Raw genomic sequence first — 15,736 nt, 5'->3', positions numbered from 1 at the left:
TGATACTTTTTCCCGATTTTTGAATCATAGTTTTTCTCTTTGAATCCGGTTTTTTCTTTTTGGCATCAGATTTTTTTGTTCAGATCAGATTCCGGTATTTTTTTCCTTTACCTTTCTTTTTTAGGGCTTTTTTCGGGTTTTTCTCTACGTTTTTCTTTTCAGGTTTGTCGGTTTTTTCTTAGACGGTATATTTTAGGGTATATTTTTTTCATAATTTATATATATTTAATGTACGTCCCCTTTATGAGGGCATTTTTTCCTTTTTCGGGGATTTTTTCTAATCTCCTTTTTGCTTTACTGATGTTGAATCTATCCTTTTTTCATCCTTAATGTATAATCATGTTATTTTCTTTAGAAAGGTATATATATTAATATTGTGTAAATTTTAATTATATCGTGTATATTTTATATTATTTCATAATATACACGGCGTGTTATATATAAAGTATATATTTTTATTACTTTATACAAGTCTCTTCCATTCCCTCAAACTTATTTCGAAAGAAATAAGTATTACCTCGGGTAAACATTTCCAATTGAAGTCGAATTTAGCTTTGTTTTTCAGGAATAAAATGGACTATATCAGTAAAAAATGGAGACGCCGGTGATCGTAAAAAATCTTCAGGAAAGCCAAACGATACTGAATAGAACCTTTATGGCTGTCCATGACAGTTCCTTCTCCGAGTTTAGGTTTCCGTTTTATTGAATTCCTGTTAATTCCATGATTTATATCTATTTGAAGATTGGAGGGAACGGTGGTGTATGCCCCTTTAGCCGTATACGAATCCAGCTTTGGGCGTCCCCGATCTTATAAACTTTATCATAAACTGTATAATGTATTGAATTTATTCAAAATTTAAACTTTGTTTACTCGCCAAGCATGAATATAACAATGTGAACAAAAAAAGAAAGAATGTGGTCGTTATGAATAGGTTAAATCTGATGGTGTCGGGAGTCGCTGTGCTACTTCTTGTGGCCGCTGGCGCCTATTCTTCTCTTGGTTATTCCGGGAATGATGCTATTGCATCCCACTACATGACCAAAGGAGAATGGGAAGATTCGGTCTGCGGAGGCTGTCACTACGGCGTCTATGAAAACGTCAATAATTCTTATCATGTACAGGTAGACATGGACCGGTGGTCTCCCCTCACGAACTTTGATCTTGAAACGTCCGGAGAGGACGCCTGGGTTGCCGAGTTCGGAAAGTATCACCCGGGTGGGGGACCACTTGCCGAATACGGTGTTGATGTCAACTGTATGATGTGTCACGAAAAGTACGGGCTCTATGACTTCGAAAAACGGGCGGAAAAAATCGAAAGTGGGGATTATGCCAATGCAAATAAGGCTGCAATGGAAGTCTCAAGCCGCACTGCCCAGACTGACGCAATGCATCTTTTTGTGTACAGTGGCAATATTCTTACCCCCTATCCCCTGCTGATCGTGTTCCATGACGGTGTGAATGGAGCTCCTAAAGATACCTCCTGTGCCCAGTACTGCCACAGCAGAGAAGTGGAAGCACGGGCTGTTTCATGGGGTTCAGAAGAGTTTTACGAAGAACTCGACGTTCACGCAGAAGCAGGTGTCGAATGTGTTGAGTGCCACCACACGGAAGCGTACATCATAACCTCCGATCACCAGATCGGGCGTGGAAACGTCTCTGATACCCCTGATATCGGAGAGAGCTATGATGATACCATGAGGAGCTGCGACGCTGAAGGGTGTCATGCAGGTATCTCCCACGGGCCTTTCGCGGACTCGCACATGGAGTTCCTTGACTGTACGTCCTGCCATGTCCCCATGCTTCCTGGAGGAGACCTGCCGGGAGGAACGCCCCTTAAGGCCTTTAGCTGGCAGAACGGAGAACGGGAAGACGTTTACTGGGAAGAAGACTTCCAGCCCGTCCTTGCCTGGTACAACGGAATCTCCGGAGATGTCCTGCCTTCCGTGGACACCAGAAATGACAGTGACGTGAAGCTTACCCCCTTCAACAAGATCGCCGGAACCTGGTGGGACGCAGGCACCGATCCTGAAGTGCTCGCAAACCCGGATACAAGTATCTCCACTGGAGACCCGATCCCGGTGCAGTATGTGAAGGCCGCGGATGCCGACGGTGACGGTGAGGTCACAGTTGAAGAAATGCAGGCTTATGATGCCGACGGAGACGGTCAGCCGGATTATCCGAACGCCGTTTTGAGGACTGTCGAACTCTACTACCAGGTTTCCCACAACATTGTGAGCAGGGGAAGCGAAATGGGTGACCCGATGACCTGTAAGGACTGCCACGGAAGCGAAGCCGTGATTGACTGGGAGTCCATTGGTTATGTGGAGGACCCCGGAGGAGATTCTTCAGCAGTCAAGAGCATTGGCGTGACCTATGACAAGCCAAGACCCGAAGAAGTTGAAGGGGAACCTGCATTGTAAGGAGGTGGCAAACGTTGAGTGTAATCAAACTTGATAAACTGCCTGAAAAGGTAATTTTACCCCTGAAGCAGCATGATGGGATTGCATGTGCCCCTCTGGTCAAAAAAGGCGAAGAAGTTATAATTGGCCAGAAAATTGGGGATTGCGAGGGAAGCGACCTCGCTTACATTCATTCCTCCTACTGCGGGACTGTGGAATCTGTTGGTGAGATGCCCAGCCCCTTCGGGAAAAGGGTCTTAAGTGTAGTAATCAGTCCTTCTGAGTGTGCCGAATCCGTTGATTTCGTCCCTGAGAAGGATGCAACTCCTTCAAGGTTACTGGAAATTATCCAGGAAGCGGGCATTGTCGAATATTATCAAAAGCCCACGTACCTTGCCCTGAAACCCGGGAAGAGAATTGACACCTTGATAATGAATGCGACTTTCCCTCTGATCACCAACGCTTACCTGGATTCCCTTGACAAAGTTCTCGAAGGGTTCAGGCTTATGCTTGAAGCAGGCGGGATATCGAGGGGCGCAATCGTAATCCGGGCAGATGACAAGGAGTCCATCAAGGCTTTCAAGAACGCGAAGGTCGGGGGAAAGCCCCTGACTGTTGCCCCGATTATTGGAAAGAGGCACGCTGACTACTACTTCGAAGATTCGGATGCCGAAATCATAGTGCTGGCCGGAGGCAAGATCACCTATACTCCAACGATGATGAACCTGCTCTCTGGCAATGTAATGGGTCGCAAGATCCCTCTGGGTTACGAACCTGCGGATGTGCATGTGGCAGTCTGCGGGGTAAAGTCTGCTAAAGCAACATACGATGCTGTTTATGAAGGCAAGCCTTACCTTGAGAATGTGATCTCGGTCACTGGAGCGGTTAATCGTCCCGGAAGCGTACTCGTTAAGTTCGGGACCCCGATCAAGGATGTGATCGAGGTCTGCGGCGGTTACAAAGGCGAACCCGGAAAGGTCATTGTCAATGGGTCAAGGGTCGGAGTAGCTCTTTACACTGACGATTCCCCGGTTGCCAAGAATACCACGGGAATTGTTGTCCAGACAAAAGACGAGGTTCTCAGGGACGTGTCTTCTGCCTGCATTCACTGTGCCCGCTGTGTGGACGTCTGTCCCATGAACCTGCTCCCCGGAAGGATTGCAGTCATGGCGGATCAGGGGATGTACGAGAAATGCGGAGAATACTATGCATTGAGCTGCATTGAGTGTGGAGACTGTGCAGCAGTCTGTCCGGCAAAGAAGCACCTTGTCCAGCTCATCCGCTTCTCTAAGCTCCAGCTTCTGAAAATGTGTGCGGAAGCTGAACCCGCGGAGGTGACAGAATGACAACTTTTACAGTATCTCCTCCTCCCCACAGGAGATCGAAAATCTCTATCAAGACTCTCATGTGGGGCAGGGTCGCTGCCCTTGTTCCGATAAGTCTGGCAGCGATTTATTTCTTCGGATTCGCTGCAATCGGGAACATTGCTGCTTCCATTTTAGGTGCAGTGGGTATCGAATTAGTTATTCAAAAAGCGTTTAAATACGAGTTAACGATATTGGACGGAAACGCTGTTTACATTGGGCTTTTACTGGCTCTTATCTGCCCTCCGACACTGCCTGCCTGGATGATTTTCGTGGCGGCTATGTTTGCGGTAGGAATCTGTAAGCATGCGTTTGGAGGTATCGGGTCCTACGTTTTCCATCCGGCGCTTGCAGCCTGGGTTTTCCTGAGTCTTTCCTGGGCTCAGGACATGCTCCCGGGAACTACCCCAATTACCAGCAGCTTTTCGGACATGATTTTTGAAACCGGAGCTGGATTCCTGGGAGAAGTTTCCCCAATTCTGGTGCTCCTCACCGGAGTTGCACTCATAGCCACGAAATTCATTGAGTGGAGGATCCCGGTTGCTTATTTCCTGACAACGGTCATCCTGGCCGTGCTTCTTGGGGATCCGGTCTCCTATGTGATGACCGGAACTTTCCTCCTTGGAGTGCTTTTCATTGCTACCGACACCGTGACGTCTCCGGTTACCAAGAACGGAAGGATCATCTACGGAATCCTTTGCGGAGTCCTGACGGTGCTTTACGGATACTTCTCGGGCAACTATGTGTGGGGTACTCTGTATGCACTCCTTCTCGCAAATGCAGCAGCTCCGTACATTGAAGTCAATACCCTTCCAAAGCCCGTGGGAGGTGTGGCACATGAGTGATAACAAGGAAATAGTGCAAGTTATTGTAGTAATGGTCCTGATTTCTGCTGTTGCGGCTGCGGCTCTTGCAGCGACCTATACCCCAACCCAGGTTAAGTTGAAAGAGTTACAGGCAGAGCAGCAGAAAGAGGCACTGAAGGTTATCCTCCCGGAAGCAGCGGATTTTGAGCCTGTAACCGGGGACCAGGTAGACGATGCAGGTGATCCGGTAGTGCTCTACTACCGCGGGGTTGATTCCTCAGGAAACGTTGTTGGATATGCGGTTAAAAGAAATCAAGTCGGAGCTCAGGGTGTAATTCAACTGATTGGCGGAGTTTCGGCGGATTTCAATACAATAACAGGACTGCAGGTGATGAAGCATTCCGAAACTCCTGGTCTCGGAGCCCTGATCGTAACTCCTGAATTCCAGGGACAGTTCGTGGACAAACCGGTGGCTGACGTGAGCCTGAAAAGTAATGGTGGGCAGATTGATGCCATTACCGGAGCCACGATCTCTTCACAGGCTGTGGTGGACGCCCTGCATAGTGCGGTGGATTACGCAGCCGCACAGGAGGGTTGAAAATGAATCCGTTAAGTGAATTTTTACGTGGAATTACCAAGGACAACCCGACCTTCGGGCTCGTGCTTGGACTCTGTCCGACTTTAGCAGTTACGTCCTCTGTGGAAAACGGGATCGGAATGGCTATGGGGACTCTGTTTGTGCTGGTCGGCTCAAACGTGATGGTCTCTGCAATCCGGAACCATATCCCCGGAGCAGTCCGTCTTCCCATTGAAATCATTGTCATTGCAACCTTCGTTACGATCGTTGACATGGTTATGGAAGCGTTTACGCCGGCTTTGTATGAATCGCTCGGTGTGTTCATTCCCCTTATCGTGGTCAACTGTATTGTTATCGGAAGGGCTGAAGCCTATGCCCTGAAGAATGGGGTCTTTTACTCAACCATTGATGCCTTTGGTGAGGGTACGGGTTTCCTGCTCGTGCTGATACTTATTGGAGGTATCCGTGAATTCTTCGGGACCGGTATCATCGACCCGTTCGGGATCACAGTGATCGACGCGAGTGCATTCATGAACCCTGCAATGTTCATGATCCTGTCTCCAGGGGCCTTCCTTACAATCTCAGTGCTGATGACTATGGTGAACTATCGCAAGCAGCAGAAAGCTGCAAAGGGTGGTTAAAATGGTTGAAAAGGCCTTATTTACAATCTTGCTTGAAGGAGTGTTTGTCAAGAACTTCCTTCTCATCCAGTTCCTGGGTCTATGTTCCTTCGTGGGTGTGACCAAGGACGTAAAAAGCGCATCAGGGATGTCAGGAGCTGTGGTCTTCGTCATGGCGTTGGCAGCAACCGTGTCCTTTGTGCTGTTTAATTACGTGTTAGTGCCCCTTAAGCTGGAGTTCCTGCGGACCATCGCCTTTATCGTGGTTATTGCAGCGCTCGTACAGCTTGTGGAGTTCATCGTAAGAAAGCACGTGCCTGCACTCTACCGTTCGCTTGGTATCTACCTGCCCCTGATCACCACCAACTGTGCGGTGCTCGGTGCGGTGCTCCTTAACGTCATGAATGACTACAACTTCATCCAGAGCGTTACTTTCGGAGTTGCAGCAGGGCTCGGGTACACCGTTGCCATGCTCATGATGGCTGGAATCCGCGAGCGGAGTAACATCGTAAACGTGCCAAAGGCTGTGGGCAGAGGCGTTACATACGCTTTATTCGTCGCAACGATCATGTCCATGTCCTTTGTGAACTTCTTCGGGGTGATTCCGCTTGACTGATGTACTTGTAAACTCCATAGCAGTTCTGGCGGGCCTCGGGTTTGCGGTCGGCGCAATGCTGGTCGCTGCTTCCAGGATCTTTAAGATCGATTCGAACCCCCTTATCGATGAGGTTGCGGAACTCCTTCCCGGAGCAAACTGCGGTGGCTGCGGGTATGCAGGATGTGCTGCCTGCGCAGAGGCGATCGTCGAAAGTGGAGCTCCCATAAATAGCTGTCCGGTGGGCGGTTTTGATACTGCGAAGGAAATCGGCGCCCTCATGGGACAGGAAGTTACGGAGTCCGAACCCGAGTATCCCTTTGTCCGCTGTAACGGCGGAAAAAGCTGTGTTACCCTCTTCGATTATGAAGGTGTGGATGGCTGTAAGGCTGCACTGATGCTCTGTGACTCCAGAAAGGGTTGTTCCTACGGCTGTCTTGGGCTCGGGACCTGTGTCCGTGCCTGCCAGTTCGATGCCCTCTCCATGGGAGAAGACGGCTTTCCGCATGTGAACAAGAACCTCTGTACAAGCTGTGGGAACTGTATTGCAGCCTGCCCGAACGAAATCCTCACCTTTGCCAAGGACTCGGAGAAAGTGCATGTGCTCTGTCGCTCCCACGACAAGGGTAAGCAGGTCAAGGCAGTCTGTGAAAACGGCTGTATCGGCTGTAAGAAATGTGAAAAGGAATGCCCGGAAGGGGCTATCAAGGTCACGAACTTCCTGGCCGAAATCGACCAGGAGAAGTGTACCGGCTGTGGCGCCTGTGCCGCGGTCTGTCCTCAGGGAATAATCGAGGTCCGGTAATCTCCGGCCCGATTTTCCCTTTTGGCTTTGAAAACACTTTAACAAGAGGTGGAAAGTATGTCCTACAAGACTTCCATTGGCTTACCTGAAAACATCGTGGCGGCTCTCACTTATTTGGGTGGTTGGCTCTCCGGGATTTTGTTTTTGCTCCTTGAGCGCAATAACAAATTCGTCCGCTTCCATGCCATGCAGTCTATCCTGATCTTTATACCGTTTGCCTTATTTATCTTCCTGGTCGCGTGGATTCCGGTTATAGGCTGGGCCATTGCGGACGGTGTGGGAATGCCCGGATTACTGCTTATAGTGATCCCCGCATACATGGCGTTCAGGGGCTCAAAGTTCAAGATCCCCATCATCGGGAAGATCGCATACGACTTTGCCTACGGTGAATAAAGATAAACAGATTTAACCTGAGAATTCGAATTGTCCTTTTCAAGGGCAATTCCCTTTCTTTTCTCTTTTTGGATTTACTCTCTATTTGCAGTTTTTTTCTGGCTTAGTTTTCTTGAATTTTCCATCTTCCTCGGATTTTCTTATTTTCCTGTTCTATTGCTGTTCCATTGCTGTTCCATTGCTGTTCCATTGCTGTTCCATTGCTGTTCCATTGCTGTTCCATTGCTGTTCCATTGCTGTCTCCTAACTCACTTAACATTTTTCTCCTTGCCTTAAAAGGACAGAAAGCATTATTAGGTAATTATACTATACTTAATTGTTAATCTAATGTAGTCATATCTTGATTTTGAAATTCTCAAAAAAGGTGTATGGACATGTCAGGTTCCATTGTGGTGGACTCTTCGGAGCTCCGGGAATTAAAAGAAGAAGTCTCAAAGCTGAACGGTCAATTAAACCACTTCATACAGCGTTCAAATCAGGAACACACGGATTCGCTGCTTGAAGGGCTTAGGGACAGGTATTCGGAAGTATTCTTCCAGAAAGAGGTTGCTGATGCAAAAACCTCTTTGAGCAGGGAAATGGTCAGGGACTGCCCGATGAATTCTCGCTGTTCTCTTGCTTTCATTGAATTTCTGGTAAACTCGGCAGAGTGCATAAAAACGGGTTCAGTTGCTGATTCGGTGGTAAATTCTTTCAGGGATAACCTGGAAAAAATTAAGGAAAATCTTCCTTATGAGCACTGCAGCCAGTGTACTTCGGAAGTCACCCGGCTTTTCGAAAAACAGATCGACCTTATGCGTTCTCTGGGCATATATGTGGGTGACGGTGTGTACACGCTCCCTATTTCGGAGGTTTCTGCCGGTGTCATGGTCGAATCGGTCCTGGAGCCTATTACGAATAAGCACAGGTTCATGATTATGCAGGCCGTGGCTACGCAGGCCCAAAGCTTCTCTGAACTTTCGAAAACGACCGGGCTTCGCGGAGGAAACCTGCTTTTTCACCTGAGGAAGCTGCAGGATTCGGACATGATTTTGCAGCGGAACGAAAGAGGGGACTATGTCATAACTGACAAAGGATACCAGATCTTAAAAATGGTCGTGGAGTGTTATTCCCGGCTGATTTTGTAAATCGTGGAATCAGAATAACGTAAACTCCTGACTTCGTGTAAATACAGAATCCGTATATACCCTTAATCGAGCCGAAGTGACCGTAATTCACCTTTCAGGAACGTCCCTTTCCTGGCTGAAAGCCTGGCTTTCCTTTTCAATTTTCAATCTTTTTTTTGAAGAGGGCCACCAGATAGGCTGGTGGAAGCCTTCCTTAATTTTCGGAATAAAGCTTTTCGGGGATAAGGGAAACATTTCAACAGAGCCCTCTTTTTGGTAAATCATTCCAGAGTGCGCTGGATAACACCTTTTTTGGCAGTCCTGTAGGACTTTTCTGCAAGTTCCGCACTTCCCTTTATTTCTACAATTTCCATGTCGAAAGTGCGGGCAAAATCCAGGACATTTTTATTGAAATCAGGGTCATATGAAAGGCCGGTATCGAGTTTTACAAGCCGTGAGTATCTCGGATCCTTCAGGAAACTATCGTCGAGATTCCGGGATTTTCTCCTTTCTTCTGCCATTTCTTTCCAGGCCGAAGCCCACATGGGGGTGAAGTAAAGGGCGCCAGTCCCCCTGCAGGTGTACATGGTTTCGTCGTAGGCAGCGTTTCCCCCGAGAGCGGCGCTTATGCAATCTGCCACGACTTCCCCGTTTCCGTCTTTCAGGCAGTAAATGGGGCACTCAAAGCCCGAAAAGTCCTCTTCCAGACTCTCAAAGGCTTCCCCGCAGCTGCAGTAAAAAATGAGGATTCCATCCGAAAACGCTGCCATCTCCCTGATCTTTCCGTAGACTTCAGACTTGAGGAGATCAAGATCGTCATGAAGCCCCAACCTGAGCGGGTTTACAACTACCGTTACCCTGTGAGCCGCTTTGAGCTTCATCTTCTCATGAATTTCCCTGAAAAAAGGAAGCTTGAGCAGGGGTTTTGCAAGCGTCATGAAGCCAGAGCTGGATACGTGCCTGTTCCCAAGGAGAAGTGGAACCCTATCCAGGGGCGCTGTTCTATGAATACAGTTTTCGGACTTGAGTTTCCGGAGCAACCCGAAACTATCCCTGCCTTCTACCACAATCAACTGCTCCAGTTCCCTATCATTCGAAAGGACATGGGCAAGCTCATCCTCAAACATCCTGCAGGCGATAATACTCAGTATGGGCATGTAAGAACCTCTTTCCGGCTGTTTTTAACTTTCAGCTTTTTCTGCCGGGCTTTCCTTTTTTACTTTTTCACTCAACCAGAAGAATCCCCACGCACACAGTTTTTTCAGGGTTACAGAACTCAAGCTCGATACCTGCTTTTTCCATGGCTTTCTGCAGGTTGATCCCCACGGCTTCCGGGGAAAAACGCCTGAGTTCGGGCTTTACGCACTTTTCCAGGTTGCACTTCTCGCATTCGTTGCAGGGGCCGGGGCGGAGCAGGTGGGCGTAAATGAAGCCTTTCCTGAAAGCGTCCTGTTCCAGCTCAAACATCTTATGGAAAGACTCTTTCTGGAGTTTTCCCCAGGCTTCGAGGATATCCTCTGCACCTGACGTATCATGCTCTTCCACAAGGAGAAGGGCGCTTCCGTATTCCTGCAGGACCTTCCTGAATTCGTCAATGGAAAGGGTGTGGGGCGGACAGCTCAACCGCTCCCCGTAGTTCCGGCAGCCGTGGGCGCACTTGAGGGCAATCCGGTTCTCCACTGCAATATCACCTGATTCCAGAGGGCAGGCTTTAAGGCCCAGACTTGAGGCTTTTTCGATTAATACGTGTAAATTATCGGGCATTTAAATCCCTCTCATCTCTAATAGATTCCTTTCTAATTCAAGATGGTCATTTGCACAAAAATACATTCGCAACCTTCTGCAGAATTATTCCGTTGAATTATTCCTCTGAAACCGACTCGTAAAGTTTTCTCCTTTCCGGGGGCATGGATTCGAGATATTCTTTTGCTTCTTCGGGTGAAACTGCCCTGCGGGTCCCATCGGGCTCCTGTATGACCACGCCGCTTTCTTTGAGCATCCTGTAGCGTTCTTTCCTGACCTCTTTATCCGGGTGGCAAACGAGCTGGCAGTTGGAACAGCTGTATTCAAGCCTGTACCCCGGAATCTGTGAGACGAAAAATCCGCCTTTGATCTTCGGCCTTCCGAGGTACGCTTGCAGAGCAGGAAGCTGCACAGCGGGAAAATCTTCATCTTTTTCGGGGATCTCAAAGCGAGCCGGAGACCAGGTTGACCATTTTCCTGAGGGGTTCAGGCCTGACATTCCTCCGCACACATAGCAGCAGCGGGCGTAGCTCCTCCGTTTACCGTAACTGAACTCTCTTCCCCCAAGAGTAACCGTGACCTTTTCAACGGGGTCCACGAATCCGGTGGAGCAGACTGAAAGGCAGAGCTTGCACCCGTCACAGTAGTTTTCTTCTTCTGGCAGGGGATCCGTCGGGACAAGTTCCGCGTCAGTAACGACTGAGGCCAGGGCAATCGCAGACCCGTATTCCTTCGTAATAATGTGCCCTGAATACCCGAAGTATCCGATTCCTGAGCGGACTGCCAGGTACCTGTGGGAAATCGGGGGGTTCATGTCCATGGGCCCGTTTTCGCTGTCCGTCCTGTACACGAAATTTGCTCCCTGGGGTACAGCTTTGTATCCGAGCTGCTGCAAGAACCCTGCCATTTCAAGGGCGATCCCGTTGGCAAGGGTGGTGGTCCGCACTTTGTTGGTTTCAAGGGATTTATGATCCTCTTTTTTAAAGTAAGGGTCAATAAGGCTCTGGTCAAAAGCCAGAGCGAAACAGATGGCTGACTTTGCTTCAGGCAGTACATAGGTCAGGTCGGCAGAAGGGGGGCCGCACGCAAGTGTTTCAGTTGTTGAGATCCCCGCTTTGAAGGCTCCCAGGGTCAGAGCCATCTCTTTGAGAGTTTCGGTTAATTCGTCCATTTTCGATTCCTCAGGTAAATTTTAGAGACATATAAAGTTTACAATAGAATTTATGCAAGGTCATTCATATATATTTAATCGGCATTGGAGTGTACAACCTGGCCGCAGGTATAGCCTGATAACCTTGCTTAAGTTGGTCTTTGATTCAAGTATTATGCTCTTTAAGAACAGGAACGAAATTTGGGAAAAAAGATTAAATTTGAAGAGGATACGAAAAAAAGAAATAAAAAAGGGAAAAAGAAATTCAGGGTTTTTTTAAGCAATCACTACCCCGTATTTCACAAAAACCAGTGCAAAAGCCCTTCTCATTTCCTCTGCTACCTTTTTCGTTTCCTCCTCATCATTGAGGATTGCAGCGGTTTCCAGTTCGTGGATTTTCAACTCCACGGCTTCAAGGCTGGCTTCGTAGTTTTCGTCCGCAGTTTCGGGAGGCTCGGCGGAAGCTACGGCTTCCCAGCTGATTTCAAGTTCGGGAATGAGGGTTACCACAGCAGCGGTGTCGTTTTTATTTGCGTCCTCGATTGCAATTTCCATCAGCGTGTGGAAGCTGGTCAGGCGGTCGCCCATGAGGTTTATTCCGTTTCTCTGGTGGAGCTCGAAGAAGAGGTCCCGCATGGGTTCCAGGGCTTCGTGGGCTGCTTCGATATCGTTTTCCCGAAGGTGCTCTCTGGAACGTTCTGCTATTGCCAGGGCTTCATCGAGGGTATCGGGCCACTTTTCATCGTCAGCGTAGACGGCAGGCGGGTTTTCTGAATATTCTGCATTCACCGTTTCCAGGTCTTCTACGAGCCCATCAAGGGCTTCCTCTGAAGCATTATAGTCTTTCCTGCTGGTCGAGACCAGGGCTTTTACGTAATTGGAGTTTGCACTCTGCATCAGGGCTTCGAATTCGGCGTCCTCTCCCTCTGGCTCTACGCCTTCCCCTGTTTCAGGAGGCTGGTCTTCGGCATCCTTTTCGTCTTCTGTTGCGATTTCTGTTTCGGCTTCAGTTTCTGTTCCTGAATCCGAAACGCATCCCGCTGCGAAGCTTATAAGGGTCAGTACTATCAGGATGTAAACCGGTGTTTTCCACTTTATTGTAATCCCCCACTGTCAAGCTCTAGTTCCAGATTTAATCTCTAGTTCCAGATTTTACTTTCTTCTTTCGCATTTTACTTTGTACCTTGCTTGTATTTATCGGGGCTCATGCAATTATAGTTGTTCTTGATTACGTTTTTTTGAGTGATGGGGTTCTTAGGGGGGAAACCCGGCTTCCTGACAATTTCAAACATTCGAAAGGTTAAATATTACCTTCTCCAATTATGGTGCAAGCATTAATGGAGGACTTTACGATTAAAGAAGAGATCTGGATTGAAAAATACAGGCCCGTAAGGCTGGACCAGGTTGCCGGGCAGGATGAGACCATTGAGCGCCTGAAATCCTACGTGGCAACGAAAAACCTTCCCCATCTCCTCTTTTCCGGGCCGCCTGGTGTGGGAAAGACGGCTTCTGCGGTTTCCATTGCCAGGGAAATTTTCGGGGAAGATTTATGGCGTGAAAACTTTACCGAACTCAATGCCTCGGATGAAAGGGGGATTGACGTTGTCAGGAACAAGATCAAAAACTTTGCAAAAACCGCACCCATAGGCGGGTCCGGGTTCAAGATTATCTTTCTGGACGAAGCCGATGCCCTTACCTCGGACGCCCAGTCTGCCCTGCGGAGGACCATGGAACGCTTCAGCAACAACTGCCGTTTCATCCTTTCCTGCAATTACTCTTCCAAGATCATCGAACCCATCCAGTCCCGCTGCGCTGTCTACAGGTTCAGGAGGCTCTCGGACGGGGCTATCCGGAAACGCCTGGAGTTCATTGCGGAAGAACAGGGGCTGTCCATCACCGAAGACGGGTATGAAGCCCTTGTCTATGTGGCTCAGGGGGACATGAGAAAAGCTGTAAACTCCTTGCAGGCAGCTGCTTTCATTGACCGGGGCCAGCCTATTTCCAGGGAAACTATCTACAGGACCACGGCAACCGCAAACCCGGAGGAGATCAAAGGCCTGATCGAAACTGCCCTTCTCGGGAACTTCAAGGGTGCCAAGAAAGAGCTCGACAGGTTGCTCTATGAAGAAGGGCTTTCAGGGGAAGACATAGTTGGGCAGATCTACAGGGTTATCTCCGGTCTGGAAAACCGTGATATGCTGGACCTCGGGTTGTCGGAGAGGCGCATAATTGATCTTGTGGACATCCTGGGAGAAATCGATTTCAGGCTCACGGAAGGGGCCAGCGAAAAGATCCAGCTGGAAGCCCTGCTCGCACATTTTGCACTTTCCGGAGAATAAGCAGGGAATATCGGAAAATATGCTGGAATATCGGAAAATATGCTTGAAAAGCAGAAAACAAGCTTGAAGGCAGGAAGATAAGCTTGAAGGAAGTTTGGAGAAAAGTTATCCTTTAATCATTGCAGGTGAAAATGTCTATAGAAGCGGCGTTAATAGAAATGCTTAGGGCTGTGCCCGACTGGTGTGCAACCATGATCATAGCTTCGCTCCCAATCTCCGAACTGAGAGGGGCAATCCCTGTTGCAATGGGAGTCTATGGGATGGGCCCACTTTCAGCTTATTTTTTCTCGGTACTTGGTAACATGCTCCCTGTAGTTCCTCTCCTGCTCTTCCTCGAACCGGTTTCGGACTTCCTCAGGCGTTTCAGTATTTTTGATCTCTTCTTTTCCTGGCTCTTCGAAAGGACCCGCCGCAACCACAGTGAAAGGTTTGAAAAATACGGGACCTTTGCCCTGACTCTCTTCGTAGCCATTCCCCTTCCCGTCACCGGGGCCTGGACAGGCTGTGCGGCAGCTTTCGTCTTCGGGATCAAGTTCAGGCACGCTTTGCCGGCAATTGCTGCCGGGATCATGATTGCAGGGATAATCGTAACAACTCTTACGATGATGGGTATCGGACTTGCTGACCTGCTTTTTAGCGGGATTCCCGGGTAAAACTTTCCGGTCCCACCTTTTGTAAAGGTCTTATATTTTCTCCTTCTCCACTCCCCGAGTGCGGTTCCCCTCATTACTTTTTCTTCCCCCTATACGAATGTTCGAAATCTTCATATACCTTAACAATGTCAAATATATCATCAACAGATCAAATATAAATTTGATTTTATATTTAGTCTTTAATTCTTGCTTATAAAATTCTACGGTATATTCCTCCCGCTGTCTGGAAATTATTGGGAATTTAAAGGTGATTGTGATGGCAAAGGCAGATAAGAAAAACAAGAAAATAGTTCAGTCCGAAAAGTGCATTGGGTGCGGGATTTGTTATTCCGTCTGCCCCGTGAACGCAAAGCTGATTAAAAAAGATGATTTTGATCCCGACACCGCCGATCTCGCGCTCAGGATTATTGACGGAAAGGCTGTTATTGATGATGAGTTCTGCGTCCGCTGCGGGGCCTGTTCAAAAATCTGTCCTGTGGAATCCCTTACCGTCGTCGAAGTGGAATCCGCATCCGCATAAGCAGAAATCGGTAGAAAGGAAAATTATGGAAATGCTGTTTTTACAGCATTTCTTTTGCTAATTTTATATCTTCGGCTTTTACGGTTTTTCTGCCTGCATGTTCTGCAAGTTTTATAGCTTCTCTGGATATCTCAAGCCCGTATTCTTCCAGAATCTCCGTAAGGGCCATCCCTGCGCTTTCACTGACTCTCTGAGCTCCTGCAGTTCTTACTAAACGTTCTATTGGTGCAAATGGTATAACTTTAGCCATATTATCCTCCGATTATCTTCAATTAGTAATATGAATCCTTTTCAATCTCTGATTTTGTAATTAAATCCTTATATACTTTTGCTTATATCGGAGTATTTTTCAGAGCTTTTTCTCCTTTTTATGCCTTTTTACTCCTTTATTCACTTACTAAGGCTCTTCTATTTCTTTGATTCCCTCCCCCAATTTCCTGAAGGGCTTTTCTTTTCTTAGAACTTCTTATATGCATTTTTTCGGATCTGGGTAAGTTCTTTTCTTGATTTTTCGCAAGCAGACGCCAGTTTCGCTATCTCCATGAAAAACATCTCTGAAAAACATCTCTGAAAAACATCTCTGAATATTTTTTAAATAAATCCTTGAATATTCTGGAAAAATTCTTGAATTCTTTGAAAGACCCTTGAAATATATCTGCGTTCCT

At 47.9% G+C, this 15,736-nt stretch carries 18 protein-coding genes; 12 read left to right on the top strand and 6 right to left on the bottom strand.

Annotated features, from left to right (window positions below; all coding sequences use genetic code 11):
• Positions 1-924: 924 nt before the first annotated feature.
• The 8 genes from mmcA to MSMTP_RS15115 are packed head-to-tail and all read left to right on the top strand — an operon-like array spanning position 925 to position 7,560.
• Positions 925-2,421 (top strand): methanogenesis multiheme c-type cytochrome, encoded by a 1,497-nt coding sequence (gene mmcA, locus MSMTP_RS15150; protein ID WP_048183761.1) that lies wholly within the window; start codon positions 925-927, stop codon positions 2,419-2,421.
• Between the two features lie 14 nt (positions 2,422-2,435).
• Positions 2,436-3,746 carry an Rnf electron transport complex subunit RnfC gene (gene rnfC / locus MSMTP_RS15145; RefSeq protein ID WP_048181142.1) on the top strand — a complete coding sequence of 437 codons (1,311 nt, stop codon included), beginning with the start codon at positions 2,436-2,438 and terminating at the stop codon, positions 3,744-3,746.
• On the top strand, positions 3,743-4,609 hold the full coding sequence (gene rnfD / locus MSMTP_RS15140) for an Rnf electron transport complex subunit RnfD (RefSeq protein ID WP_048181140.1): 867 nt from the start codon (positions 3,743-3,745) through the stop codon (positions 4,607-4,609). The genes rnfC and rnfD overlap by 4 nt, the downstream gene beginning before the upstream one ends.
• On the top strand, positions 4,602-5,168 hold the full coding sequence (gene rnfG, locus MSMTP_RS15135) for an Rnf electron transport complex subunit RnfG (protein ID WP_048181138.1): 567 nt from the start codon (positions 4,602-4,604) through the stop codon (positions 5,166-5,168). Before rnfD ends, rnfG begins: the two co-directional genes overlap by 8 nt.
• A gap of 2 nt (positions 5,169-5,170) precedes the next feature.
• Positions 5,171-5,788, top strand: a complete 618-nt coding sequence (gene rnfE / locus MSMTP_RS15130) for an Rnf electron transport complex subunit RnfE (protein ID WP_048181135.1) — start codon at positions 5,171-5,173, stop codon at positions 5,786-5,788.
• Between the two features lies 1 nt (position 5,789).
• Positions 5,790-6,383, top strand: coding sequence for an Rnf electron transport complex subunit RnfA (rnfA, locus tag MSMTP_RS15125; RefSeq protein WP_048181132.1), 594 nt, complete (start codon positions 5,790-5,792; stop codon positions 6,381-6,383).
• Positions 6,376-7,167, top strand: a complete 792-nt coding sequence (locus tag MSMTP_RS15120) for a Fe-S cluster domain-containing protein (protein ID WP_048181127.1) — start codon at positions 6,376-6,378, stop codon at positions 7,165-7,167. The genes rnfA and MSMTP_RS15120 overlap by 8 nt, the downstream gene beginning before the upstream one ends.
• A gap of 57 nt (positions 7,168-7,224) precedes the next feature.
• Positions 7,225-7,560 (top strand): DUF4870 domain-containing protein, encoded by a 336-nt coding sequence (locus MSMTP_RS15115; protein ID WP_048181124.1) that lies wholly within the window; start codon positions 7,225-7,227, stop codon positions 7,558-7,560.
• Between the two features lie 103 nt (positions 7,561-7,663).
• Here MSMTP_RS15115 and MSMTP_RS19465 read toward each other — a convergent pair whose 3' ends face one another.
• A complete protein-coding gene (locus MSMTP_RS19465; RefSeq protein WP_156153860.1) occupies positions 7,664-7,819 on the bottom strand; it encodes a hypothetical protein in 156 nt (51 codons plus the stop codon).
• Positions 7,820-7,934: 115 nt separating this feature from the next.
• Between MSMTP_RS19465 and MSMTP_RS15110 the strand changes: the two genes are divergently transcribed.
• Positions 7,935-8,687: a helix-turn-helix domain-containing protein gene (locus MSMTP_RS15110; protein ID WP_048181121.1), complete on the top strand. Its 753-nt coding sequence runs from the start codon at positions 7,935-7,937 to the stop codon at positions 8,685-8,687.
• A 260-nt stretch (positions 8,688-8,947) separates the two neighbouring features.
• Here the strand turns inward: MSMTP_RS15110 and MSMTP_RS15105 are convergent, their stop codons facing one another.
• The 4 genes from MSMTP_RS15105 to MSMTP_RS15090 form a co-directional block, all read right to left on the bottom strand.
• Positions 8,948-9,823, bottom strand: coding sequence for a DUF1638 domain-containing protein (locus MSMTP_RS15105; RefSeq protein ID WP_048181118.1), 876 nt, complete (start codon positions 9,821-9,823; stop codon positions 8,948-8,950).
• A 67-nt stretch (positions 9,824-9,890) separates the two neighbouring features.
• Entirely contained in the window at positions 9,891-10,430 is a 540-nt protein-coding gene (locus MSMTP_RS15100; RefSeq protein WP_048181115.1) for a DUF2284 domain-containing protein, read from the bottom strand.
• Between the two features lie 97 nt (positions 10,431-10,527).
• The gene (locus tag MSMTP_RS15095) at positions 10,528-11,580 is read right to left on the bottom strand and encodes an epoxyqueuosine reductase (protein WP_048181113.1); all 1,053 of its coding nucleotides are present in this window, start codon (positions 11,578-11,580) and stop codon (positions 10,528-10,530) included.
• A gap of 255 nt (positions 11,581-11,835) precedes the next feature.
• Positions 11,836-12,456, bottom strand: coding sequence for a hypothetical protein (locus tag MSMTP_RS15090; protein WP_048181110.1), 621 nt, complete (start codon positions 12,454-12,456; stop codon positions 11,836-11,838).
• A gap of 440 nt (positions 12,457-12,896) precedes the next feature.
• Between MSMTP_RS15090 and MSMTP_RS15085 the strand changes: the two genes are divergently transcribed.
• From MSMTP_RS15085 to MSMTP_RS15075, 3 genes are all read left to right on the top strand, one after another.
• Complete coding sequence (locus MSMTP_RS15085; RefSeq protein WP_048181106.1) at positions 12,897-13,898, top strand: replication factor C small subunit; 1,002 nt, start codon at positions 12,897-12,899, stop codon at positions 13,896-13,898.
• A 131-nt stretch (positions 13,899-14,029) separates the two neighbouring features.
• On the top strand, positions 14,030-14,551 hold the full coding sequence (locus tag MSMTP_RS15080) for a small multi-drug export protein (RefSeq protein ID WP_048181103.1): 522 nt from the start codon (positions 14,030-14,032) through the stop codon (positions 14,549-14,551).
• 256 nt (positions 14,552-14,807) lie between these two features.
• Positions 14,808-15,071, top strand: coding sequence for a 4Fe-4S binding protein (locus MSMTP_RS15075; protein ID WP_048181100.1), 264 nt, complete (start codon positions 14,808-14,810; stop codon positions 15,069-15,071).
• A gap of 40 nt (positions 15,072-15,111) precedes the next feature.
• On the opposite strand, the gene MSMTP_RS15070 is transcribed toward MSMTP_RS15075, so the two are convergent.
• Positions 15,112-15,321 (bottom strand): histone family protein, encoded by a 210-nt coding sequence (locus MSMTP_RS15070; RefSeq protein ID WP_048181097.1) that lies wholly within the window; start codon positions 15,319-15,321, stop codon positions 15,112-15,114.
• Positions 15,322-15,736: the final 415 nt, after the last annotated feature.

Origin of the sequence: Methanosarcina sp. MTP4 (assembly GCF_000970045.1) — an archaeon.
GTDB lineage: Archaea > Halobacteriota > Methanosarcinia > Methanosarcinales > Methanosarcinaceae > MTP4.
This window is presented reverse-complemented; position numbering and strand designations above follow the sequence as displayed.